The sequence below is a fragment of the Pseudonocardia sp. ICBG601 genome (assembly GCF_020496245.1).
Genome location: NZ_JAHLJA010000150.1, coordinates 14,014 through 37,275, shown reverse-complemented (window position 1 = coordinate 37,275; position 23,262 = coordinate 14,014). Strand labels below are relative to the sequence as shown.

The window sequence follows — 23,262 nt, the reverse complement described above, 5'->3', positions numbered from 1 at the left end:
GTCAGTTGCCTCCCGTCAGGCCGTCGAGCAGGCCACCGCGCGGCGCCTCCGTGGGTCGTTCCTGTTCCTGCCGCTCGCGCTCGGTCTGCTCCGGCGGCGCCGGGCGTTCGAGCGTTCCGGACGGCGGACCGGGCGGGGGCTGGTTCGGGACGGCTCCGTCGAGCAGGTCCAGGCCGGGCTCGCCGACCGGCGCACCCGGTTCCTGCGGGAGCACCGGGGCGGTCAGCGGGTTCGCCGCCTCCAGCGCGTTCCCGCCCGCCTTCATGATCTCCTGGAGCCGGATCAGCTGGCCCTGCGCCGGTGTGCCGGTCAGGAAGTTCTGGTCGAGCGTCCCCAGCGTCAGGTCCAGGGTGAGCCAGAAGTTGATGTAGTCGCCCTGGAAGGTCTCCCCGAAGTTGCGCAGCGGGAAGATGATCGTGCCCAGCAGGCCCAGCGAGTCGGTCAGCGACCTGTCCGCGTCGGCGAGGCCCTTCAGGGCCGGGGTCAGGTTGTCGAGGTTCTTCGCGAGGTTGTCCGAGCTCTCGGCGACGACGGCGTCGGTCGCCTTCCCGAACTCGCCCAGTGACACGAGGCTGTCGGTGAGGTTCTCCCGCTCCCGGTTCAGGACGGTCAGCGCGGGCGGGATCGACTGCAGTGCTCCGTCGATCTTCGAGTCCTGCTCGGCGAACCGGGCCGCGAGCCGGTCGATGCCGTCGATGGCGCGGGTGATGTCCTGCTTCTGGTCGTCGAGGCCGCGGCTGAAGGTCTCGAGCTCGGTCAGCAGGCTGCGGAAGTCGTCGGTCCGGCCTCCGAGGGCCTTGTTGAGCTCCCGGGTGATCGTCTTGATGTTCTGCAGGTTGCCGCCGTTGAGCAGGGTGGCGACCGAGGCGAGGATCTCCTCGGTCTCCGGGTACTTGCCGGCCCGGTCCAGACCGATCCGGGCGCCGTCGGAGAGCCGACCGGCCGGCGGTTCGTCGGTCGGCCGGGTCAGCTCGACGAACTTCGCGCCGAGCAGCGAGGTCTGACCGATCTTCGCCCGGACGTTGGCGGGGAGCTCCACGTCGGGGTCGAGGGTCACGGTGACCACGGCGTTCCAGCCGTCGAGCCGTACGTCGGAGATGTTGCCGACGGGCTGGTCCCCCACCCGTACCGGGTTGTTCGGCACGAGGTCGGCGACGTTCGTCATCTCGATCTGCACGGTGTAGGCGCCGTCGCCGACGCCCGGGACGCCGGGCAGGGTGAAGTCGTTGAGCCCGCGGTAGTCGCACGCGGTCAGCGACAGCGTGCAGGACAGCAGCGCGGCGATCGCCGCAACGCGTCTGGTCCGTCGCATCAGTTGCCTCCCTGGGGCACGAGCAGGCCACCGAGGCCGGGGGCGTCGACGTCCGGCGGGGCCTCGGGCCCCGGGGTCGGCTGGCGGTACGGCGCGTCACGGGACGGCCGGTTGTCGGTCGGCCCGCCGGCACCGGGGACCGCGATCGGGCTGATGCCGATCGGCGGCTGCTGGATCCGCAGCAGGTTGAACAGCGGACCGAGGTTGCTCTTGCAGTAGTCGATGCCCTGGATCGGGTCCTGGCTCGCCGCGGTGAAGGCCGAGCAGACGAAGTCCGCCGGGGTGTTGAGGTTGTCCACGACGAGCTTCCCGGACAGCGCGTGGGTCCGCGGGGACACGATGTTGAACAGGTTCATCAGCGTGCTCGGGCCGACGTGCAGGATCGTCGCGAGGTCGTCACGGGAGTTGGCCAGGGTCCGGGTCAGGTCCCCGATCTGCGTGACGGAGTCGTTCAGCACGGGGCCGTTGTCGGCCACGAACTCGTCGACGGACTTCGCCGCGCGCGAGATGCCGTCCAGCGCCGCCGACAGCTCGTCCTCGTTGTCGGTGAGGACCCCGGACACGGTGTCCAGACGCTGGTTGAACTCGACGATCTGACCGTCGACCTGCTTGAGCGCGGTGACGAAGGCCTGCAGGTTGCGCACGGTCCCGAACAGGTCGCCCCGGCCCTCCGAGAGGGTCTCCACCGCGGCCGAGGCCTGGCGGATCATCTCGTTGAACTTCGCGCCCTGGTGCCCCGCGGCGTTCGCCGCAGCGGTGTCGAGGAACCGGGACAGTGCCCCGTTCTGGTTCATGCGGTCGGGACCGAGCGCGGTGCTGAGCTCGTCGAGCTCCTTCTTGAGGTCGTCGAACTCCAGCGGCGACGCGGTGCGCTCCAGCGGGATCTCCCCGCCGTCGGCCATCGTGGGGCCACCGGTGTAGGCGGGGGCGAGCTGCAGGAACCGCGTCGCGACCAGGGTCGGCGAGACGATCGCCGCCTTCACCTCGGCGGGCAGCTCGTACTTGGAGTCGTAGGAGAACTCCATCCGCACCTTGTCACCGGACGGCTCGATGGAGGTCACCTTGCCGACGTCGACGCCCTGGATCTTGACGCGGTCGTTCGGGTAGATGTTCTTGACCGAGGTGAAGTAGGCGACGCCGGTCTTGGACTGGTTGAACAGGACGACCGCCGCGGCCACCGCGACCACGGCCACCAGGCCGGCGGCGAGTGCCCGGTAGAGGATCGATCCGGTCTTCGGTCGGGCCATCAGTTGCCTCCGGCGCCGATGAGGCCGCCGACGGACGGCAGCGTGGGGGCGGCGCCCTCGAGGGGCGTCGTGGGAACGGCGAGGCTGGGCACGAAGTCGGCCGCCGGGAACAGCGTCGGCGCGGCGTTGCCGAGGTCGCCGTGTCCGGCGAAGTACGGCCCGCCGGCCAGCCCCTCACCGAGGCCGGTGATGAAGCTGGACACCCGCTGGATCGCGGACACGATGTTGCCCTCGTTGCGCTTGAGGATCGTGAGGACCCCGTTGAGCTCGTTCAGCGCCGGCGCGAGGCGGCCGCGCTGGTCGTCGACGAGGCCGACGATCTGGTCGGTGGCCCGGCGGGTGGTGACCAGCAGCTCGCCGATCACCTCCCGCCGCGCCTCCAGCTCCCCGAGCAGCTTGTTGCCGTCGATCAGCAGGGTGCTGAGCTTGGCCGTCTGGCGGTTCAGCACGCCGGTGACGCTCTCGGCGCGCTTCAGCAGGTCCCCGATCGCGGCGTCGCGGCTCGCGATGGTGCGCGAGATCCGGGTGATGCCCTCGAACGCGGGCCCGATGTCGTCGGGGGTGTTCGCGAACGCCTCGCTGAAGGTGTCGAGCGCCTGACCGACCTGCCGCATGTCGATCTCGCCGGTCCGGCGGGTGAGGTCCTCGATCCCCTGGGTGATGCTGTAGGGGGCGACGGTCCGCTCCAGCGGGATGACGTCGTCGGGCAGCGGCGCCCGCCCGTCCGGGCGGATCTCCAGGTTGCGCTCCCCGAGCAGGGTCTGGGTGCCGATCGTCGCGGAGGTCAGGTCGTTCAGCACGACGTTCTTGGCCGTGAAGTCGACGACGACGTCGGCACCGTCCAGGTCGACGCCGGTGACCGTGCCGATCTCGGTGCCGGCGACCCGCACGGTGTTGCCCGCCTTCAGCCCGCCTGCCTCGGTGAACCGGGCCTGGTAGTGCTTGCCCGAGAACACCTCGAGGTCGGCGAGCTGGAACGAGGCGACCAGCAGCACGACGAGGATCGCCAGGCCCGCGATCGCGATGGTGACCGGGTTCTTCTCCCGGAATCGCAGCTTCATCGGCCACCCCCGGAGGTGTCGTCGGTGCGGAGGATCTGGTCGGGGACCTGTCCCTGGTCCGCGGCGTCCTGCTGCGGGATCGGGTTCGCCTCGCGCTGCTCGGGGGTCTCCAGCGGGGAGTTGCCGAACTTGCAGCGGTCGACGTTGTCGGCCGGGCCGAGCCACGGCGAGTAGACGGGGTCACCGGTCGGGCCGGTCGTCTTCACCCGCAGCGAGCAGATGAACAGGTTGTAGGTCGCGCCGCGGGAGCCCAGCCGGCTGACCCGCAGGTACGCGCCCGGCAGCAGCGCCAGGTTCTCGTCGATGGCGGCCTCGCCGGCCTTCGCCTGCTTCGACACCCGGTCGAGCTGGTCGACGGTGCCCTTCAGCGGCCCGCGGACCTTGCCCAGCAGCTGGTCGACGCTGGTGGTCAGCCGGTTGACCCCCTCCAGCGAGTTGCCGATCCGCTCCCGGTCACCGGCGAGCCCGGTGGTGAGCCTCTGGAGCTCCGAGATCGTCGACTCCAGCTCGGGGGCGCGCCGGTCGAGCGTGCCCAGCACGGTGTTCAGGTTGGTGATCACCGTGCCGATCACCGCGTCCTTGTCGGCGAGGGTGTTGGTCAGCGAGCCGATCCGTGCCAGCAGGGACTCGATCGTCCCGCCCTGCCCCTGGAACACCGAGATCACGTCCGAGCTCAGCTGGTTGATCTGGTCGGGGGCCAGGCCCTCGAACAGCGGCGAGAACCCGGCGAGCAGCACGTCGAGGTCGAGGGCGGGCCTGGTCTGTGCGACGGGGATGACCGCGCCCTCGGGCAGCACCCCGGTGGCCGCGGGGCCGGGGGCGACCTCGAGGTACCGGTCTCCGGTGATGTTGAGGTAGCGGACCGCGAGGTGGGTGTCGGTCGGCAGGTCGCGGCCGGCATCGACGGTGAAGCTCACCTGCCCGAGCGTGTTGTCGACGACCTCGACGTCGGAGACCGTCCCGACCTCGACACCCGCGATGCGGACCGAGTCACCGGACTTGATCCCCGAGGTGTCGGTGAAGACGCCGGAGTAGCTGCGCTGGTCGCCGAACCCCGCCCCGCCGGCACCCATCTGGATGCTGACGATGACCAGGACGAACATCGTGACGACCACGAACACCGTCGTCTTGACCAGCGGCCCGGTGATGTTCTGGGCCTTCGAGACCTCGCTCATCGGCCGCCCTCCCCACCGAACAGGCCACCGAACAGACCGCCGCCGTCGTCCGCGGGTGCGGTCGGCGGAGCCGTCTCGGCACCGGGGGCGAGCGGTGCGGGTGCCGTCGGGTCGGCCGGGGCCGGGGCACCCGGCTGACCGGGCTGACCGGGAACCGGGGCGACCTGGGCGCCCGGGAGCCCGAGCTCCTGACCGGCACCGGCGAACGGACCGAACAGCTGGGTGACCAGCGGCGGGTTCCCGATGCGCAGGGTGTTGTCGCCGTCGGGGTTGGGCTCGCCGCCCTTGTCCACGTTCTTCATGAGGGACTCCGGGAACACCGACCCGTCGAGGTCCGGCATGCCGTGGCAGTCCGGGCCGTTGTCGGCACCGACGACGGGTGGGCTCGTGTAGGGGCTGTCTCCCGGCTGCAGGGTCACGAGGCCGACGAAGCCCGGGACCGTGTTGCCCTGCTGCTGCTCGAGCTGCCGGCGGGACTTGTCCAGCCCCTTCAGCCAGCAGGCGAACATCGGGGAGTAGTCGTGGAGCAGCTGTGTGGTGGGCAGCGCGGTCTGCGTGACGTTCCGGATCCCGTCGCGGTTCTGCAGGAAGAACGTCTCGCCGGTGCGGGAGACCTTCGAGATCTGGAACAGGAAGCTCTCGAGGTCGGCCTGCTGCTCGACGATCGTCCGGCTCGTCACCGCGCCGTTGTCGAGGATCGTCGCCAGGTCACCGGCGACGTCGCCGTAGAGGTTGGTGAGGTCGGCTCCCTTGCGGAAGTCGGTCTGCAGCTGCGGCAGGTTCGCGTTGAACCGCTTCAGGTAGGCGGCGAGCTGCTGGGCGGTCGCACCGACCTCGTCGCCGCGCCCGTCGAGCGCGGTCGCCAGATTGCCGATGACCTCGCTGACCTCGCGCGGCTCGAGCGTGTCGAGGATCCTGTCCAGCGAGTCGAACAGGGTGTTGACCTCGACGGTCACCGAGCCGGTGTCGATCCGGTCGCCCGCGGCCAGCATGCGTCCGTTCGGCGCGGCCGGCATCGCGAGCTGGACGGTCTTGGCACCGAACGCCGTCAGCTGGTCGAGGGAGACACGGACGTCGGCGGGCACCTGACCGATCCGGTCGGAGTCCATGTCCAGGACGATGTCCACGGCGCCGCGGTCGCCGTCGGCCAGCGAGACCGACCCGACCTTGCCGACGTCGACGCCCTTGAGCTGGACGCGGTTGCCGGGGTACATCTGCAGCCCGGACCGGTCGGCACGCAGGGTGACGGGCACGGTGGAGGCGAAGGCGTTCATGTACATCGCCGAGCAGAGGCCCAGGAACCCGAGGACGATCCCGATCAGGATCAGCGCGTAGACGCGGTACTTGAACCGCGTGAAGAAGGAGTCGTTCACCTGGTCATCCCGTGATGCGGAAGGCGTCGGAGTCGGCGTAGAGCGCCATCGAGATCGCCAGCTCGGCGGCCAGCACGGCGATCAGCGACGTGCGGACGGCCTTGCCGACGGCGAGGCCGACACCGGCCGGCCCGCCCGTCGCGGTGTAGCCGTAGTAGGTGTGGATCGAGATCACGACCACCGCGATCCCGATCGCCTGGGCGAAGGAGTAGAGGACGTCCTCCCACTGCATGAACGTCTGCATGTAGTGGTCGAACGTGCCCTCGGAGAGCCCGAAGAAGCCGACCTGGGTCGTCTTCCACCCGACCCACGCACCCACCATCGCCATCGCGAAGATCGGGATGATCGTGATCATCCCCGCGACGAGCCGGGTGGTGACCAGGTACGGGAGGGAGCGGACGCCCATCACCTCGAGCGCGTCGATCTCCTCCGAGACCCGCATGGCCCCGAGCTGGGCGGTGAAGCCGCTCCCCACGGTGGCCGCGAGCGCCGCCCCCGCGATGATCGGCACGAGCAGGCGCGGGTTGATGATCGCCGAGGCGAAGCCGCCGAGGGCCTCGAGCTGCAGGTTGGACAGGGCGTCGTAGCTCTGGAGGCCACCGGTCACACCGGCGAACAGCGTGATGAAGAACGTGATCACCGAGGAGCCGCCGATGACGGCGAGCGCGCCGGTGCTCATGCCGACCTCGGCGATGAGCCGGACCTGCTCGGTCTTGTAGCTCTTGACGGCCTTGGGGATCCAGATGACGCCCTTGCCGTAGAACTCGGCCTGCCGGCCGAGGTCGTCGAGCAGCCGGAGCGGCGCTCCGAGGGCGTTGCGGACAGCGGAGAGCACGGACAACGTCGTCACACCAGCCCGAGCGAGTAGGGGATCTGCGTCAGCAGGATGTTGATCGGGAACAGCGCGAGGAACGTGTAGACGACCGTCTCGTTCACCGCGTTGCCGACACCGCGGGGACCCGCCTTGCAGGTCATGCCGCGGTAGCAGCCGATGAGGGCGCCGACGACACCGAAGACGACCGCCCGGAGCTCACCGTGGACGAGGTCGTCGAACCCGACGAGCAGCGTCAGGGAGTCGATGTACTGCCCCGGGCTGGCGTCCTGCAGGTACACGGCGAAGAAGTAGCCGCCGGCGAGACCGATCAGGATCATCACGCCGTTCAGCAGGAAGGCGTTGACGGCGGTCGCGAGGACGCGCGGGACGACCAGCCGCTGGACGACGTCGATGCCCAGCACCTCCATCGCGTCGAGCTCCTCCCGGATCCGGCGGGCGCCGATGTCGGCGCAGATCGCGGTGGAGCTCGCGCCCGCGATGATGAACGTCGTCGCGACCGGGCCGATCTGCGTGACCGTGGCGAACGCCGAGCCCGACCCGCTGAGGTCGATCGCGCCGATCTCGACGAGGACCAGGTTGAACTGGAAGGTCACCAGCGCGACGAACGGGATGCCCAGCAGGATCGCGGGCCCCAGGGAGACGCTGGCGACGAACCAGGTCTGCTGGACGAACTCCCGCCACTGGAACGGCCGCTTGAACATGGCGACGAAGGTGTCGGCGGTGAACGCGAAGAACGTGCCGAGCGGCGCGACCGTCCGCGCCACGACCGGAGGCGTACCCATCACGCCTCCCGGTCCGGCACGGCGGCGGTGCAGGTCACAACATCGGGCTGCATCGGGGCCTCTGCTCTGAGACGACGGGGGAACACCGGCCCTCCGGTCGACGGCGGGCTCCGGTGCCAGGCCAACGAGCTACGCGTTGACAAGTTTCGTCTTTCGTCTCATGGTTAACCCGAACGGACTACCGGAGCCCGTCGCGATCACCCGATCGTGACCCGTTCGGAGAGACACTCAACGCTAGATGTCTCGTTGTCTCAGTATCGAGCCCTCCGGGACGGCCGGGGCAGCGACACGAGGAGGTGCGCCGTGAAGGGCGTTGAGGTCAAGGTCGAGAACCTGTCGAAGTCCTTCGGCAGGGCCAACATCTGGTCGGACGTGACACTGACGCTCCCTCCCGGTGAGGTCTCCGTTCTGCTCGGCCCCTCGGGAACGGGCAAGTCGGTGTTCCTCAAGACCCTGATCGGGCTCCTGAAGCCCGAGCAGGGGTCCATCGTGATCCACGACACCGACCTCGTCCGGTGCAACGAGTCGAAGCTTTACGAGATCCGCAAGTTGTTCGGCGTGCTGTTCCAGGACGGCGCCCTGTTCGGGTCCATGAACCTCTACGACAACATCGCCTTCCCGCTGCGGGAGCACACCTCGAAGACCGAGTCGCAGATCAACGACATCGTCTTCGAGAAGATGGATCTCGTCGGGCTGCGCGGTGACGAGGGCAAGCTGCCCGGGGAGATCTCCGGCGGGATGCGCAAGCGCGCGGGCCTGGCCCGGGCGCTGGTGCTCGATCCGGAGATCATCCTGTTCGACGAACCGGACTCGGGGCTCGACCCGGTGCGCACCGCCTACCTGAACCAGCTGATCATCGACCTCAACGCCCAGACCGACTCGACCTTCCTGATCGTCACCCACGACATCAACACCGCCCAGACGATCCCGGACAACATCGGCCTGCTGTACCGCAAGCACCTGGCGATGTTCGGGCCCCGGGAGCAGCTGCTCACCTCCGAGGAGCCGGTGGTGGCCCAGTTCCTCAACGGGCGTCGCCAGGGACCGATCGGGATGTCCGAGGAGAAGGACGCCGCCCAGGCCGAGCGCGAGATGGCCGAGTCCGGCGGGCTCGCGGGGCTCCCCCCGCTCAAGCCCCAGCTGCAGGCCTCCCCCGGGATGCCCGAGCGGCGCGCGGTGGCGCGACGCCAGGAGCGGGTCCGCACGATGATGCACACCCTCCCGCCGGCCGCCCAGGAGGCGATCCGCGCGAACATGGACGGGGACAGGGTTCCGGCGGGAGCCGGAGCGGGCCGACACGGCCTGGTCGACGGCCCGGCCACGGCCGAGATCCCGCGCGTCCGGTGAGACCCGGTGGCGGCGGCCGCCCGGGAGGCGCCCGCCGCCGCCACCGCGCAAGGATGGACTCGGAAATCTAAAGGCCATAGGCTCGGGGCATGTCTGCCGACCGGAGGACGAGACCGCTGCCGATCCCGGGGCCCGGGCGGGACGTGCTCCGGGGCTGTCCCCTCTGCGAGGCCATGTGTGGTCTCACCGTCACCCTCGACGCCGCGGACCAGGTCGTCGCGGTCAGGGGCGACCCCGAGGACGTCTACAGCAAGGGCTACCTGTGCCCCAAGGGCGCCTCACTCGGTGCCGTCGACGACGACCCGGACCGCCTGACGCGGCCCCTGGTCCGGCGCGACGGGGAGCTCCGTCCGGCGACCTGGGACGAGGCGTTCGCCGAGGTCGACCGGCTGCTGGGCCCCCTGCTGGCCGAGGACCGGAACACCGTCGCCGTCTACACCGGGAACCCCACCGGGCACAACGTCGCCTTCACCCTGCTGGCCGGGCGCCTCGCCCGTTCCCTCGGGACGGTGCAGAACTACTCCCCGGCGACGATGGACCAGCTCCCGCAGACCGTCACCGCCGCGGTCCTGTTCGGCGAGCCGACCAGCACTCCCGTGCCCGACCTCGACGCCACGGACCTGCTGGTGATCGTCGGCGGGAACCCCCTGGTGTCCAACGGGAGCGTCGGGGCCGCTCCGGACTACCGCGGCCGCATCCGCGCGCTGCGGGCCCGGGGTGGGCGGGTCGTCGTGGTCGACCCGGCCCGGACGGCGACCGCGGCCGCGGCCGACCTGCACCTGCGGATCCGTCCCGGCACCGACCTGTTCCTGCTGCTCGGGCTGCTGCACGTGGTCCTCACGGAGGGTCGCGTCCGGCCGGGGGCCGCGCAGGGCAGGGTGTCGGGTCTCGACGAGCTCGCCGGACTGGTCGCCCGCTGGACCCCGGACGAGACCGCGCGGGCCACCGGGATCGCCCCGGACACCGTCGTCGAGCTGGCACGCGACATCGCCGGCACCGACCGCGCCGCGCTGTACGGCCGGCTCGGCACCACGCTGAACCGGAACGGCACGCTCACCTGCTGGGCGCTGCAGGTCCTCAACGTGGTGTGCGGGAACCTCGACCGCCCGGGCGGCATGCTGTTCAGCCGGCCGGTCACCGGCTCCCCGACCACCCGCCGGCCCTCCGGCCCGCCGCGTCCGTTCACCACCGGACGCCACCACACCCGGGTCGGCGGCCATCCCGAGGTGCTCGGTGAGTTCCCGGTGGCGGCGCTGGCCGAGGAGATCCGCGCACCCGGTCCGGGGCGGGTACGCGGGCTCGTCGTCTACGGCGGCAACCTGGCCCGGTCGCTGCCGGACTCGTCGTCGGTGCAGCAGGCGCTCACCGAGCTCGACGCGATGATCTGCGTCGACCCCTACCTGAACGAGACCACCCGCCACGCCGACGTCGTCCTCCCCCCGCCCGGTTCGCTCAGCCGCGACCACTTCGACCTGGTCCTCTACCAGTTCGCCCAGCGCAACTTCGTCCGCTTCTCACCGCCGGCCCGGCCCGTGCCGGACGGGATGCTCTCCGAGTGGGAGATCCTGCTGCGGCTGTGTGCGGTGTACGAGGGCCGCGGCCCGGACGCCGATCCCGGCGAGATCGACGACGAGATCGCGGCGAGCCTGCGCAGCTCGGTCGCCCGCGGTCTCGACATCCCCGTGGACGAGGTCGTCACCGGATTCCCGGGCCGGGGGCCGCGCAGGCTGATCGACCTGCGCATCCGCTCCGGCCCCTACGGCGACCACTTCGGCCGGTCCCCCGGCGGTCTGACCCTCGCCCGGGTGCTCGACTCCCCGCACGGGATCGACCTCGGCGGGCACGTCCCCCGCCTCGACGAGGTGATCCGCACCCCGTCGGGGACGATCGAGCTCGTCGCACCACGGATCCGGGACGCGCTGGCCGAGGCGGAACCGCCGGTCGCCGAGCCGGGCACGCTCTCGCTCATCGGCCGGCGCGACCTGCGCTCCAAGAACTCCTGGCTGCACAACGTCGACCGGCTCGCCGCGGGACCCGAACGGGGACTGCTCTACCTCTCCCCCGCCGACGCCCGCGACCACGACGTCGACGACGGCGGGACCGTCGCGGTGTCCTCGTCGGTGGGGCGGATCGAGGTCATGGTCCGGGTGACCGACGAGGTGGCGCCGGGAGTCTGCTCGCTGGCCCACGGCTGGGGTCACGACGACGCCCACGCCCGCCTGCGGGTCGCCGCCCGCCGGCCCGGGGTCAACAGCAACACCCTGACCGACGGCACGGTGCTGGACCCCCTGTCCGGCACCGTCCAGATGAACGCGATCCCGGTGCGGATCGCACCGGTCGCACGGTCGGTCTGACCGGTCGTGGTCGTTGTGGGCCGTGCCACCGGTGCGGGCGGGACCATGGGCGCGATAATGGCCCGATGCCCCGTCCGGCCAGCCCGCTGATCAGGTACGACGTCGTGATCACGACGTCGCTGCGGCTCATCGACGCGGAGGGCCTGGACGCGTTCAGCCTGCCGCGACTCGCCCGAGAGCTGAACGTCCGCGCCCCCTCGCTCTACCACCACTTCGCCGACAAGGCGGAGATCCTGCGGGGCGTCGCGCGGGCGATCGTCGTGGAGACCCGGATGCCGGACTCACGGCAGACGCCGAACTGGATCGAGTGGTTCGTCGCGCTCAGCATGAACTTCCGCGACGCCGTGCTCCGGCACCGCAACGCCGCGCCGCTGCTGCTCAGCTTCATGCCCCGCGACGTGCTGATCCGCACCTACGAGCAGAGCGCACGGACGCTGGTGGAGCTCGGCGTGCCCGTCGACCGGTGTGTGCTCGTCCTCGACGGCCTGGACAAGCTGACCCTCGGCGCCGCCATCACCGAGGCCGCGAAGGAGCCCGGTGAGGCACGCGAGCTGTTCGGGACGGCCGACCCCGGGACCGAACCGACGCTCGCGGACGCGGTGGCGCACAACGGGCTCTCCGCCGAGGAGACCTTCGCCGAGACCATCCGCAGCTTCCTGCGCGGGGCGGTGCCCGAGCTGCCGGTCGACGCCCCCGCACCGGCGCGCGCCCCGGGAGGGAAGGTCTCAGACCTCCCGTCGACCGCGGCATCGTGAGAGCCCCGCTCCTCGCCCATGTGCGACGAGGAGCGAGGCTCCGTCCACTCAGAGGGTGGACTCGGACCCGAACACCGTCGCGCTGACCAACGGTGCCATCGGCCCACCGAGCAGGAGGGAGACCTCCGCTCCCGGGACCGGGTTCGGTGAGGTCCCCCGGATCTGGCGGACCGCCTCGACGATCAGGCCGAACCCGTGCACGAATCCCTCGGCGAGGTTGCCGCCTGCGGTGTTCACCGGCAGCCGGCCCGTCGGGGCGACCAGGTTCTCCACCTGCATCACCCGGCCCGCCTCCGCACCGGGAGGGACCAGACCGACGTCGATCAGGGAGGCGACGGCGGGCCCGGAGAAGTTCTCGTAGACCTGGGTCACGTCGACCTCGCCCGGCTTCAGGCCCGCTCCCTCCCAGAGCCTCGACACCAGTGCGGGATGGAACCCGGCGCTGGTGTAGGGGTTCTCGTTCTCGACCGACTCGGTCCAGGACGGTCCGGCGCCCTGCACACCGGACAGGACGAACGCCGGCTTCTGCCGCAGACCGCGGGCCCGGGCCGCGCTGGTCACGATCACCGCTCCGGCGGCGTCGTTCTCCCGGGAGCAGTCGTAGAGCCGCAGGGGCTCGGAGATCATGCGGGAGTCGTCGTACACCTCGGGGGTGAGCGGCTTGCCGTAGGCCACGGCGGCGGGGTTGTTCTGGGCGTGGTGGTACGACGCCGCGACGAGTGCCTTGAGCGCGTCACGCGGGACGCCGTCGACCTCGATCATCCGCTGGGTCCGCAGCGCACAGATCTGCGCGGGCGCGAACACCCCGTGCGCCCCGTAGAGCGGACCGATGTGCCCCTTGCTGTAGCTCTGCCGCCCGGCGTCGGCCTCCGAGATGCCCCGGTAGACGCAGACGGTCTCGGCCTGGCCGGACGCGACGGCGGCGGCCGCGGCGTTCACCGCTGCGGCGACCCCGCCGCCCCCGCCGCCCCAGACCATGCTCGACCAGCGGATCTCCTTGACGCCCAGGGCCGCACCGACGGCGAGTCCCTCGTTGTCGTCGTTCGCGTAGGAGACGAAGCCGTCGATGTCGTGCGCGTCGATACCCGCGTCCGTCGCTGCGTCGATGATCGCCCGCAGTGTCAGCTCGAGTGAGGTCGACGTCGCCGTGCCCCGCTTGTGGAACGCCGTGTTCGCCGCTCCCACCACGGCGGTGGCGCCGCGGAACCGATCGGGTGTCGTCATGTTTCTCCGTTCCTAGGACAGGCGCCAGCGCAGCAACGGCGGTGTCGCCGGATCCGGAGCGCTGTCGAACTCGGCCTTCACGTGCAGGCCGACGTGCACGTCGGCGCCGTCACCGTCGAGCAGCACTCCGACGACCCGGCGGTTGCCCGCGGCGGGCAGCTCCACGGCCACGACCACATAGGGCAGGTGCCCGGTGACGGAGGGGTGGAACGCCTGCCACGTCCGGGTCCAGCCGTAGATCGTTCCCACGGGTTCGACCGACGGCCACTCCAGCTCGCCGTGGTGGCAGGCGGGGCAGATCGGGCGCGGGGACCAGATCCACTCGTCGCAGGCCGGACAGTGCTGGATCCGGAGCTCGCCGGCGGCGAGCCCTTCCCAGTGCGGGGTGTCGAGACCGTCCTCGGACGGCTCGGCGAAGGGCGTGACCGGCGGTGTGTCCGGCACGTTCCGCACCTGGGTGACCAGCCACGTGCCGTCGATCTCGATCCAGCGGGACCGGAAGACCGCCTGGTCACCGCCGGCGCCGGTGTAGCGGATGTGTGCGGTGTAGAGCTCGTCCGGGCCGGGCTCGATCGACAGCAGCTCGGATGCGTTCATGCGGTCCGGCGGTCGCGCCGAGGCGAGCAGCTGGCCGATCCGGTCACGCCGGAAGTCGGCCAGGACCACGTCGTTCTCGCCGGCGGCGACGGCCCGGCCGTGGCGTTCCACCACCTCGGCCAGGTCCGTGGGGACGTCGGGGAATCGTGTGTCGGTCATCGGTGTGCCGCCTCCGGCGGGTTCATCGGGCCGCCGGCCGGGGCTCGGCAGTCCGGTTCTCGACGGTGTACTGGACGTCGGTCTGGTCGTGCATGAACCCGAGGGTCCGTGCCTCGTGCACGAGCGAGCGGTCCTCCGAGTCGATCGTGGCGGCGCCGACCCGCAGACCGGCGTCGCGCAGGTGTTCCAGCCCGGCCACCAGCAGCGCACGCACCAACGGGTCCGACTCACGGTCCGCACGACCGTCCCGGGTCACCACGGCCACCAGGCGGCCCGCGGTGCCGTACTCGGTGGGCTCGGCGGAGTCCGGGTCGATCCAGACCGCGCCGTCGGGCCGCTCGTCCGGGCCGCCGACCAGCAGCACCCAGCGGTCCGGCGGGGCGTGCCTGCGCCCGGACGCCGTCCACAGCTCGGCGGCGGCCGCGCGCCCGGCGCCCGCGGTGACCTCGTGCACGTCCGGTCCGCGGGACTCGGCACCGGGATCGACCTCCCTGCCGATCCGCACCGGTGCGAGCATCTGCCACTCGCGCAGCGCGGTGCGGATCCCGTAGCGGCGGAACCGCAGCGCCATCCGCAGCGCGGCCGGGTGGTTGGCCCGGGCCCAGACCCGCAGGCGGGACACACCGGTGCCCTGCCAGCCGTCGGGGGTCCCGAGCTCCAGCCCGATCTTCTCGATCAGCAGGGTGGTGATGCCCCGCGAGCGGTACGCGGGCCGCACGACGTAGGAGACCTCGCCGGTCCCGGCGTCCTCGTCGCGCAGGGGCTCGACGCGCAGGAATCCCGCCAGGCTCGGCACCAGTGGCACGGTGCGCCCGGACCGCTCGTCGGGCAGCAGCCAGATCAGCAGGTACGACGTGCCCGGTTCCACCGGGTCGTCGACCGACAGGCGGGGGAAGCCCGCCTCCGCGTCGGCCTCCGCCGCCTCGACGAGCATCTCCCGCAGCTCCGCCTCGACGTCGGGGGCGAGGCCCGGGCCGTCGGGCCGGTACCACTCGACATCGATCACGAGACCAGCTTCCGCAGCTCACGGTGGAAGATCTGGTTGATGATCTCGTTGCGCCCCAGCAGCATCCCGCCGGCGTCGGCGCTGGTCATGCCCCGCTGGGAGCTGCGCAGCAGCGGGAAGTCCTCCTGGTGCAGCACGGCCAGCAGGATCTTCCAGTTCTTGTCCCAGATCTTGTGCCAGCGCTCCTCGGTCATGCCCGAGTCCTCGATCGTGGGCACGACGAGCCGCATCTCCATCCGGCACCGGCCCGGGTCGGTGGGGTGCGGCCGGAAGGTGAGCAGCTCGAAGTGGTCGGGCTGGCGCAGCAGGGTGCTGTTCGGCAGGAGGAAGTGGGTCTCGGTGATGTAGGGCGAGAGATCCTCGTCGGGCGCCGGGGGCTCCTCGAGGTACTTGTCGATCGTCTTGCGCGGCGCGATGAAGCGCGCGTGCCGACCGAAGTCCTCGGCGGCCATGACGTTGGTGTGGATGTGCTTGGCCGCGGTGTTCGGGTGTGCGTACTGGATGTGGTACCCGTCCAGGAACGCGTCCTGCATGATCTTCCAGTTGACCGGCTCGTCGAAGCCCTCGGCCTGTGCCGAGACCAGCTTGTCCATGCCGTAGCCGGCGAGGATGCCGTCCATCTCCGCACCCAGCCACGCGGCGACGTCGATCCGGGCGTCCGCGTCGTCGATCATCCAGACGAACCCGTGGCGCTCCTCGGTCGGCAGCTCGATCAGGCCGTACCGGGAACGGTCGATCGTGCCGAAGGTGTTGTCGCGGGTGATCGCGCGCAGCGAGCCGTCGGTGTCGTAGGACCACCGGTGGTAGCCGCAGGAGAACAGCCGGCAGCGGCCCTTCTCCTGCTCCTCCAGCAACGCTCCGCGGTGCCGGCAGAGGTTCACGAAGGCCTTCACCGAGCGGTCCTTCTGCCGCACCACGATCACGTTGTTGCGCGGCATCTGCAGGGTGATGAAGTCGTTCGGCTCGGGGATCTCGCTGCCGTGGCACACGATCGAGGGCACGGTGCCGAAGACCGCGTCGCGCTCCCGCCGGGCGATCTCCGGGTCGGTGAACTCCTCCGCCGTGAACGAGGAGACGCCGTCGAACTCGTCGGTGCTGTCGTTGCGGATGTGGTCGAGCGCCCGCCGGATCCGATCGTTGCGGGCGACGAGCTCATCCGCCTGCCGGGCACTGGCCCCGTTCTGGTCGGTCGCCACTGTCGCCTCCTGCTCCCGCGACAGCAGACGTCGCGGATCGAGAACTGGTCCGGTCATTATCCTACAGCCTTAAGGTTTTGGGCGGGAGTCCACGCTCCGGCCCGGCGTCGCCGCCGGGAGTCGCTCAGCGGTCGAGCACCAGACGCCCGGACAGGCACCGCGACACGCACGGGAACATCACGTCGTTGGCCGCCTGCTCGTCCGGGGTGAGTACCGAGTCCCGGTGGTCCGGGACCCCCTCCAGCACGGCGGACTCGCACGTGCCGCAGACCCCCTCGCGGCACGAGGTCTCGATCTCGACCCCGGCCTCCGCCGCGGCGTCGACGATGCTCACCCCCGGCGGCACCTCGACCGTCACGCCGGACCCGGCGAACTCGACCTCGAACGTCGTCGCCCCGGTGCCCGGCTCGGCGACCTCCTTCGGCGAGAACCGCTCCAGGTGCAGCGCACCCGGCGGCCAGGCGGAGCACCGCTGTTCCACGGCCGCCAGCAACGGCTCGGGCCCGCAGCAGTAGACCAGCACGCCGTCGCGCGGCACACCGAGCAGACCGTCCAGGTCGAGCAGGCCGCGTTCGTCCTGCGGGACCACGTCCACGCGGTCCCCGTAGCGGTCCACCAGTCCGTCGACGAACGCCATGGAGCCGCGGGCCCGGCCGCCGTACACCAGCCGCCACCGCGCGCCGGCGCGTTCCGCCGCGGCGACCATCGGCAGGATCGGGGTGATGCCGATCCCGCCGGCGACGAACAGGTACTCGTCCGACCCGGCCAGGGCGAAGTTGTTGCGCGGGCCCTGGACGGTCAGGACCGTCCCCTTCTCCAGCACGTCGTGCACGTGCGCGGAGCCACCGCGGCCGTCCTGCTCGCGCAGGACCGCGACCTGGAAGGCGGTGCGGTCGGCCGGGTCACCGCACAGCGAGTACTGCCGGACCAGGTCCGCACCGAGGTGCAGGTCCAGGTGCGCGCCCGGCTCCCACACCGGCAACGGCGCGGAGTCCGGGCGCCGCAGCGTGAGCCGTACGACGCCGTCGGCGACCGGCTCGCGCTCGGCGACCTCCATCTCCAGGGTCTCCGCGGATGCCGCGTCCGACCGTCCCACCTCGATGCCACCTTCCTCGTCACGGAGCCGCGGACGGCCCGCCGGTCACGCCGGCTGGGATACCGCCTGCAGCGCCAGTGCCCGCTCGGGGCACATGTCGATCACACGCCGCGCGTCGCGCAGCTGCTCCTCGGGCACCGGACCGGCCGGCACGACCGGGTCACCCTGGTCGTCGCAGTCGACGAGCGCGGGCGCCGTGCTGTAGCAGAGACCGTGTCCGGCGCACGCCGTGCGGTCCACCGTCAGATGCTGGTCCATCTCGTCCTCCTCCTCGTACACCGTGCGGCCGTCCGCCGCCGCGTCCCGGGCACCGGCGCCCCGGCCTCCCGCGACGGGAGGACCGGGCGCGCCGCCACGGTCGCGGGCGGGCGCGGCCCGTACGGCCCGGTCCCGCCCGCGGCACCCGGCCGTGCGGGCGCTCAGCCCGTGGTGACCGGCGTGAACCGCAGTGACAACCGGGCGAATCCCCGGACCTGGCTCGGCAGGACCACCGGGGGGTCCTCCGGGTCGAGGCGGTAGTCCGGGATCCGCTGGTGGATCTCCTCGGCGGCGATCGTCAGCATCAGCCGGGCCAGGTGCGAGCCGATGCACCGGTGGGGGCCGGACCCGAACGTCAGGTGCCGGTTCGGCGTCCGCTCGACGTCCAGCGTCGCGGGCTCCTCGAACTCCTGCTCGTCCCGGTTCGCGGCACAGAGGAGCAGCAGCAGCTGGTCGCCCGCCCGGACGGTGACCCCACCGACGGTGGTGTCCTCCAGAGCCCTGCGGCCCATCGCGACCGCCGCCTCGAAACGCAGGATCTCCTCGACCGCGGCCGGCACGGCGGCCGGATCGTCGATGATCTTGTCGCGCTCCTCGGTGTTCTGCGACAGGTGCAGCATCATCCACGCCAACGACCCCTGCGTGGTGTGCAGACCCGCGATGAGCAGCAGGAAGAACATCCGGGCCAGCTCGTCGTCGGTGAGGGGGCGCTCGACGCCGTCGACGTCGGTGATGGAGGTGGCGATGATGGCGTTCGTGACGTCGTCGGCCGAGGCCTCACCGGCCTCCATCGCCGCCCGCCGGCCCGCGATGACCTTCATGAAGTAGCCGAACATCTCGTACGCCGCCGCGGTCCGCGACTCGTTGGCCTGCTCGGGGGTGTCGCCCGGGCGTCCGTTCAGGGCGATCTCGGTCGCCTCGGTGAACAGGCCCGCGTCCTCGAGCGGCCAGCCCATCAGGGCCAGGAACACCTGCGTCGGCAGCTCGTGGGCGAACTTCTCGACGAACTCGACCTTCCCGTCGGCCTGGAACGAGGCGAGGAGCTCGACGACGATCTCGCGGATGCGCGGCTCCAGCTGCCGCATCCGGTTCGGACTGAACAGCGGCTGCAGCGCCTGCCGGTACGAGGTGTGCTCCGGCGGGTCCAGCTCGATCGGCAGGAACTTGCCCTGCCCGGCGTCGACGAGGTTGTTCGGGTGGCTGGAGAACGTCTGCGGGTCGCGCAGGATCGCGTGGACGTGCTCGTAGGAGGTGACGAGCCAGTGCCCGCCGTGGGTGGTGGACCAGACGATGGGTCCGATGGCGGCCAGCTCGGCCGCCTTCTCCTGCATCCGGTCGACGGGCATCGTGAGGGAGGGGTCGTAGATGTCGAAATCGACGACGAGGCTGGGCTCGAGCTCGGCCTTCGTGGTGGTCATGGGTCGCTCCTGTTCGGTCGACGGTGACACGCAACATGACAAACGACGGAAGTTGTCTCAAGGTAACGTAGAGACACGGGGAGATGTCGTCGACCCCCGAAGCGGGTGACCGGGCTCCTACCGGTCCGCCGGCGCCTCGACGGGCGCCTGGAGCACGCCCGCGGCGACCAGCCCGTCGATCTCGTCCGCACCCGATCCGAGCACCTCGGCACAGATCTCGCGGGTGTGCTCACCCGGCATCGGCGCGGGCCGCAGCTCCGGGTCGGGCACCGAGGAGAACCGCGCGATGCGTGCGCCCGTGGGCACCGGGACGGACAGCTGCGCGTGCTCCAGGACCCCGAACGCCTCGCGGGCCACGAGCTGGGGATCGGTCAGCTCGTCGGGCAGGCGCAGCATCCCCGCGGCCGGGACACCCGCGTCCTGCAGGACGCGGGTGACCTCGTCCGGGCTGCGCTCGGCCGTCCAGCGGCCCAGCGCCTGTTCGATCTCGGACCGGCGCGCGAGCCGGCCCGCCGCCGTCCGCAGGTCCGGGTCGTCGGGCAGACCCGTGGCGGCGACCAGGCGCCGCCACCGGACGTCGTCGGCGACCGACACCACGCACCACTCGTCGTCGCCGGCGCAGGGGAAGACCCCGGCGGGCGCCCTGCCGCGACGCGCGTTGCCCTCGGCCGTCTCCGTGCCGGGACGCAACGAGGCCCGGGCCAGGGTCGGGCCGAGCGCCATGAGCGCGGCGTCGGCCTGGGCGGTGTCGACCGCGGCACCCCGGCCGGTGCGGGACCGCCCGATCACGGCGGCCAGCACCGCCACCGCGGTGACGTGGGCGGCGACGTGGTCGGGGTAGACCGTGGAGCCGTCGCAGAACGCCTCGGGCGCCGACGGGTCGGCAGCGGGGTCACGCCACAGCTCGGAGAGGCCACAGGCCGCCCGCACGAGCGGGCCGTAGCCCATCCGTCCGCGCCACGGGCCGCGCGAGCCGAACGCACTGCTGTCGGACACGACGATGCGCGGGTTGACCGCGGCGAGCTCCGCGTGGGAGAAGCCCAGCGACTCCAGAGTGCCGGGCTTGAAGTTCGCCAGCACCACGTCGGCGCGGGCCACCAGGTCCCGGAACAGCCCGCTGCCCTCGGCGCTGCGCAGGTCGAGCCCGAGCCCGCGCTTGTTGCGCTGCGCCCAGGCGAACGACGGGTTCATCCCGCCCCCCTTGCGGGTCTGCCGCAGCCCGTCCGGGAAGGCGCTGTTCTCGATCTTGATCACGTCGGCGCCCTGGTCGGCGAACAGCCGTCCCAGCTCGGCGCCGAACACGATGATCCCCAGGTCCAGCACCCGCAGCCCGGCCAGCGGCCGCTCGCCCTCGGCCTGCCCGGGCAGGCCGAGATCACGCACGGGCGCCGGAGCGAAACCGAGGGTGTCGGTGCCGGGCGCGGGCACGGGGGCGCGCAGACCCGCACGCACGCCGTCGACGGTGACGTAGCCGGACGGCACCCGGGCCCGCAGCCCGTCGCCCAGCTCGGCGTCGACCAGGGAACCGCTCTCGCGGAAGTGATCGGCGGCGAGCACCTCGTCGGCGTCGAGCATCCCGGCGATCGGGATGCCGCGTGCGGTGCCCTCCGCGACCAGCTCGTCACGGCTGCGGCCGGCGAACAGGGCGGCGATCAGCGGGTGCAGCCGCCCGGCCGCGGCGAAGCGGGCCGGGATGGCGTCGAACCGGGGATCGGCGAACTCGGCGGGCTCGCCGAGCCAGCCGAACATCGCGCGCCACTGCCGGGTCGCGAGCAGGCAGATCCGGACGTGCCCGTCGGCGCAGGGGAAGACAGGGTAGAAGTCCGCGGCGTCCGGACGGTCACGCGGGAAGCTCTCGGCCCGGCCGGCCGCGGCGGTCCCCTGGGCACCGAACGCCGGGTCGACGCCGTGCACCACGGCCTCGTGCGCGGACACGTCGACGTGCTCGCCCCGGCCGGTACGGAGCCGCTTGACGTAGGCGACGAGCGCCGCCCACGCAGCGTGCACACCGACGACCTGGCCCACGACCCCCTCGGGCGGGAGCAGCGGAACGTGGCCGGGCCTGCCCGAGCGGCACAGCACGCCGCCCGCCGCGGCGAGGACGTCCTCGTCGGCGAGACGGTCACGGTAGGGCCCGGTCCGCCCGAAGTCGGTGATCGAGACGACGACGAGCTCCGGGTTGGCCTCGAGGAGCCGTTCCGGGGTCAGTCCGCGGGCCTGCGCCTCCGCCGTCCGGAACGACTCGATCAGCAGGTCGGCACCCGCCACCGCGGCGAGCAACCGCCCGGCCCCGTCGGCCCCGTCGAGGTCCAGCACCGCACTCCGCTTGTTGGCGTTGCCCAGACCGAAGCCGATGGGGTCGGCGCGGCCGGGCGACCCGCCCGGCCGCTCGATCCGCAGGACGTCGGCGCCCAGGTCGGCCAGGAACCGGCCGCAGCCCTCCCCCGCCCCCTCCGCCAGGTCGATGACGCGCATCCCGGCCAGCGGGAGGATGTCGTGCTGGGTGGTCGTACCGCTCACGCCCTGCATCCCTTCGGTCGTCGCCGCCTCGTCGCGGCCCGATCACTCCTTACCTACACATCGTAGGTTAGCTGTCGCGCGCTGTCGGTGGTCGCTGTCACTACGGGCGACAATTCCCGTTCTTCGTCTCGCGTGTCACGATCGATCCGGAGGACGGCGGACCCGGCACGGGACCGGACGGACCACCGGACGCCGCGCGCGGCCCGACGTTCCCCGGCCGGTCCCGGTCGCCGGTGTATCCTGACGACCGATCGCAGGAGAATGAGGTGACATGTCGAGAACCCCGAGCGGTGGCCGACGTCAGGCGCCCCGCAACCGGGTCTCCGACCCCGCGACGGCGATCCTGCTCGCGGCGGAGGCGTGCTACCTGCGGCTCGGCATCACCAAGGCGACGATGGACGACATCGCCCGGGAGGCAGGGGTCTCCCGTCCGACCGTCTACCGGCACTACGCCAACCGCGACGACCTCGTCCTCGGGGTGCTGCTTTCACGGGCGCGCGATCTGCTCGACCGGGCCCGGCGGTTCATCGACACCCGCGGCCGGATCGACGACAAGCTCGTCGACGGCATGCTCTTCCTGGTCGACGCGGGTAGCCGCGACCCCCTGGTGCAGCAGCTGGTGAGCCTGGAGTTCATGGACGGGATGCAGGACCACCCGGACGCCGCCCGGCTCCCGGTCACCCTCACCACCGAGCTGTGGGCCCCGATCCTGCGACAGGCGCAGGAGGACGGCGAGGTCCGCGCCGAGCTCGACGTCGCCGACTTCTGCACCTGGCTCACCTTCATCGAGCTCGTGCTGCTCAGCCGGCTGAGCCGGCCGTCGGTCACCGACGACGATCGGCGTGCGCTGCTGCGCACCTACGTCGCGCCCGCCCTCCACCGGGCCGGGATCCGCGCCGAGGTGCCCGTAGCCGGCTGACCGCGGGCGCCTCAGGCCACGAGGGAGGGCAGCAGGAAGTCGCCCACGAGCTCCCGTACCCCCGGCCCGCCCGGCGCGAAGAGGTCCTCGCGGCCGATCATCATGAACTCCAGGTCGGCCATGACCCCGCAGAGCTCGCGCGGGTCGATGTCCGCCCGCATCTCGCCCGCCTCCTGGGCGGCCACCAGGATGGGCTCCCAGACCTCGAGGGTCAGCTGCTCGGCGACCTTCCCCGCGGTCAGGATGCCGCTGGTCGCGCTGAGGTTGTCCGGCTGGAGCAGGGCGCGCAGGATCGGGTCCCGCCTGCCGCCGCGGACCAGGTAGCCCAGCCCGTCGACGATCTTCGCCGGGAAGTCGGGACGGCCGGAGATGTACTCGCGGGCGCGGACACCGAAGCTCCGGGCCCGGCGGGTGACCACCTCGACGATCAGCGCGTCCCGGTCGGAGAAGTAGCGGTAGACCGTCGGGCGCGACACCCCGGCCCGGCGGGCGACGTCGTCCATCGTGGTCCGGCGGACGCCGTAGTCGAGGAAGCACTCCTCGGCCGCGGCCACCAGGCGGGTCCTGGCCTGCTCCGGCCCACCCGCGAACGGACCTCGTCCCCGTGCCACCCGTGACCTCCCGGATC

General features: G+C 71.7%; 20 protein-coding genes. 4 read left to right on the top strand and 16 right to left on the bottom strand.

What is annotated here, in order from left to right; genetic code table 11:
* Position 1: 1 nt before the first annotated feature.
* From KPL57_RS46030 to KPL57_RS46000, 7 genes are read right to left on the bottom strand one after another with little or no spacing between them, the layout of a single operon-like run.
* Positions 2–1,312, bottom strand: coding sequence for an MCE family protein (locus tag KPL57_RS46030; RefSeq protein ID WP_226356763.1), 1,311 nt, complete (start codon positions 1,310–1,312; stop codon positions 2–4).
* Positions 1,312–2,559, bottom strand: coding sequence for an MCE family protein (locus KPL57_RS46025; protein ID WP_226356762.1), 1,248 nt, complete (start codon positions 2,557–2,559; stop codon positions 1,312–1,314). Before KPL57_RS46025 ends, KPL57_RS46030 begins: the two co-directional genes overlap by 1 nt.
* Positions 2,559–3,620, bottom strand: a complete 1,062-nt coding sequence (locus tag KPL57_RS46020) for an MCE family protein (protein ID WP_226356761.1) — start codon at positions 3,618–3,620, stop codon at positions 2,559–2,561. Before KPL57_RS46020 ends, KPL57_RS46025 begins: the two co-directional genes overlap by 1 nt.
* On the bottom strand, positions 3,617–4,795 hold the full coding sequence (locus KPL57_RS46015) for an MCE family protein (protein WP_226356760.1): 1,179 nt from the start codon (positions 4,793–4,795) through the stop codon (positions 3,617–3,619). Before KPL57_RS46015 ends, KPL57_RS46020 begins: the two co-directional genes overlap by 4 nt.
* The gene (locus tag KPL57_RS46010) at positions 4,792–6,168 is read right to left on the bottom strand and encodes an MCE family protein (protein WP_226356759.1); all 1,377 of its coding nucleotides are present in this window, start codon (positions 6,166–6,168) and stop codon (positions 4,792–4,794) included. The genes KPL57_RS46015 and KPL57_RS46010 overlap by 4 nt, the downstream gene beginning before the upstream one ends.
* A 4-nt stretch (positions 6,169–6,172) precedes the next feature.
* Entirely contained in the window at positions 6,173–7,003 is an 831-nt protein-coding gene (locus KPL57_RS46005; RefSeq protein ID WP_226356758.1) for an ABC transporter permease, read from the bottom strand.
* Between the two features lie 11 nt (positions 7,004–7,014).
* Positions 7,015–7,785, bottom strand: a complete 771-nt coding sequence (locus KPL57_RS46000; protein WP_226356757.1) for an ABC transporter permease — start codon at positions 7,783–7,785, stop codon at positions 7,015–7,017.
* A gap of 303 nt (positions 7,786–8,088) precedes the next feature.
* Here KPL57_RS46000 and KPL57_RS45995 point away from each other — a divergent pair, with 303 nt between their 5' ends.
* From KPL57_RS45995 to KPL57_RS45985, 3 genes are all read left to right on the top strand, one after another.
* Positions 8,089–9,132, top strand: coding sequence for an ABC transporter ATP-binding protein (locus KPL57_RS45995; protein WP_226356756.1), 1,044 nt, complete (start codon positions 8,089–8,091; stop codon positions 9,130–9,132).
* Positions 9,133–9,275: 143 nt separating this feature from the next.
* Positions 9,276–11,486, top strand: coding sequence for a molybdopterin-dependent oxidoreductase (locus tag KPL57_RS45990; protein WP_226357476.1), 2,211 nt, complete (start codon positions 9,276–9,278; stop codon positions 11,484–11,486).
* Between the two features lie 65 nt (positions 11,487–11,551).
* Positions 11,552–12,241 carry a TetR family transcriptional regulator gene (locus KPL57_RS45985; RefSeq protein ID WP_226356755.1) on the top strand — a complete coding sequence of 230 codons (690 nt, stop codon included), beginning with the start codon at positions 11,552–11,554 and terminating at the stop codon, positions 12,239–12,241.
* Between the two features lie 48 nt (positions 12,242–12,289).
* Here KPL57_RS45985 and KPL57_RS45980 read toward each other — a convergent pair whose 3' ends face one another.
* The 8 genes from KPL57_RS45980 to KPL57_RS45945 form a co-directional block, all read right to left on the bottom strand.
* Positions 12,290–13,465: a transporter gene (locus KPL57_RS45980; protein ID WP_226356754.1), complete on the bottom strand. Its 1,176-nt coding sequence runs from the start codon at positions 13,463–13,465 to the stop codon at positions 12,290–12,292.
* 12 nt (positions 13,466–13,477) lie between these two features.
* The gene (locus KPL57_RS45975; RefSeq protein ID WP_226356753.1) at positions 13,478–14,221 is read right to left on the bottom strand and encodes a Zn-ribbon domain-containing OB-fold protein; all 744 of its coding nucleotides are present in this window, start codon (positions 14,219–14,221) and stop codon (positions 13,478–13,480) included.
* A gap of 22 nt (positions 14,222–14,243) precedes the next feature.
* Positions 14,244–15,227, bottom strand: coding sequence for a GNAT family N-acetyltransferase (locus KPL57_RS45970; protein WP_226356752.1), 984 nt, complete (start codon positions 15,225–15,227; stop codon positions 14,244–14,246).
* Positions 15,224–16,423 carry an aromatic ring-hydroxylating dioxygenase subunit alpha gene (locus KPL57_RS45965; RefSeq protein WP_226356751.1) on the bottom strand — a complete coding sequence of 400 codons (1,200 nt, stop codon included), beginning with the start codon at positions 16,421–16,423 and terminating at the stop codon, positions 15,224–15,226. The genes KPL57_RS45970 and KPL57_RS45965 overlap by 4 nt, the downstream gene beginning before the upstream one ends.
* A gap of 124 nt (positions 16,424–16,547) precedes the next feature.
* A complete protein-coding gene (locus tag KPL57_RS45960; RefSeq protein ID WP_226357475.1) occupies positions 16,548–17,480 on the bottom strand; it encodes a PDR/VanB family oxidoreductase in 933 nt (310 codons plus the stop codon).
* 84 nt (positions 17,481–17,564) lie between these two features.
* A complete protein-coding gene (locus KPL57_RS45955; RefSeq protein WP_226356750.1) occupies positions 17,565–17,777 on the bottom strand; it encodes a ferredoxin in 213 nt (70 codons plus the stop codon).
* A 161-nt stretch (positions 17,778–17,938) separates the two neighbouring features.
* Positions 17,939–19,195, bottom strand: a complete 1,257-nt coding sequence (locus tag KPL57_RS45950) for a cytochrome P450 (RefSeq protein ID WP_226356749.1) — start codon at positions 19,193–19,195, stop codon at positions 17,939–17,941.
* Between the two features lie 117 nt (positions 19,196–19,312).
* Complete coding sequence (locus tag KPL57_RS45945; protein ID WP_226356748.1) at positions 19,313–21,715, bottom strand: CaiB/BaiF CoA-transferase family protein; 2,403 nt, start codon at positions 21,713–21,715, stop codon at positions 19,313–19,315.
* Between the two features lie 271 nt (positions 21,716–21,986).
* Here KPL57_RS45945 and KPL57_RS45940 point away from each other — a divergent pair, with 271 nt between their 5' ends.
* Complete coding sequence (locus KPL57_RS45940) at positions 21,987–22,634, top strand: TetR/AcrR family transcriptional regulator (protein ID WP_226356744.1); 648 nt, start codon at positions 21,987–21,989, stop codon at positions 22,632–22,634.
* A gap of 11 nt (positions 22,635–22,645) precedes the next feature.
* Here the strand turns inward: KPL57_RS45940 and KPL57_RS45935 are convergent, their stop codons facing one another.
* A complete protein-coding gene (locus KPL57_RS45935) occupies positions 22,646–23,245 on the bottom strand; it encodes a TetR/AcrR family transcriptional regulator (protein WP_226356743.1) in 600 nt (199 codons plus the stop codon).
* Positions 23,246–23,262 lie beyond the last annotated feature (17 nt).

Excerpts from the sequence above, each read along its gene's own strand:
- KPL57_RS45985 (WP_226356755.1), top strand. The coding sequence starts at position 11,552 with ATGCCCCGTCCGGCCAGCCCGCTGATCAGGTACGACGTCGTGATCACG.
- KPL57_RS46030 (WP_226356763.1), bottom strand. The coding sequence starts at position 1,312 with ATGCGACGGACCAGACGCGTTGCGGCGATCGCCGCGCTGCTGTCCTGC.
- KPL57_RS45980 (WP_226356754.1), bottom strand. The coding sequence starts at position 13,465 with ATGACGACACCCGATCGGTTCCGCGGCGCCACCGCCGTGGTGGGAGCG.
- KPL57_RS46020 (WP_226356761.1), bottom strand. The coding sequence starts at position 3,620 with ATGAAGCTGCGATTCCGGGAGAAGAACCCGGTCACCATCGCGATCGCG.
- KPL57_RS45940 (WP_226356744.1), top strand. The coding sequence starts at position 21,987 with ATGTCGAGAACCCCGAGCGGTGGCCGACGTCAGGCGCCCCGCAACCGG.
- KPL57_RS45975 (WP_226356753.1), bottom strand. The coding sequence starts at position 14,221 with ATGACCGACACACGATTCCCCGACGTCCCCACGGACCTGGCCGAGGTG.
- KPL57_RS45950 (WP_226356749.1), bottom strand. The coding sequence starts at position 19,195 with ATGACCACCACGAAGGCCGAGCTCGAGCCCAGCCTCGTCGTCGATTTC.
- KPL57_RS46025 (WP_226356762.1), bottom strand. The coding sequence starts at position 2,559 with ATGGCCCGACCGAAGACCGGATCGATCCTCTACCGGGCACTCGCCGCC.
- KPL57_RS46000 (WP_226356757.1), bottom strand. The coding sequence starts at position 7,785 with ATGGGTACGCCTCCGGTCGTGGCGCGGACGGTCGCGCCGCTCGGCACG.
- KPL57_RS46015 (WP_226356760.1), bottom strand. The coding sequence starts at position 4,795 with ATGAGCGAGGTCTCGAAGGCCCAGAACATCACCGGGCCGCTGGTCAAG.
- KPL57_RS45960 (WP_226357475.1), bottom strand. The coding sequence starts at position 17,480 with ATGGAGGTCGCCGAGCGCGAGCCGGTCGCCGACGGCGTCGTACGGCTC.
- KPL57_RS45955 (WP_226356750.1), bottom strand. The coding sequence starts at position 17,777 with ATGGACCAGCATCTGACGGTGGACCGCACGGCGTGCGCCGGACACGGT.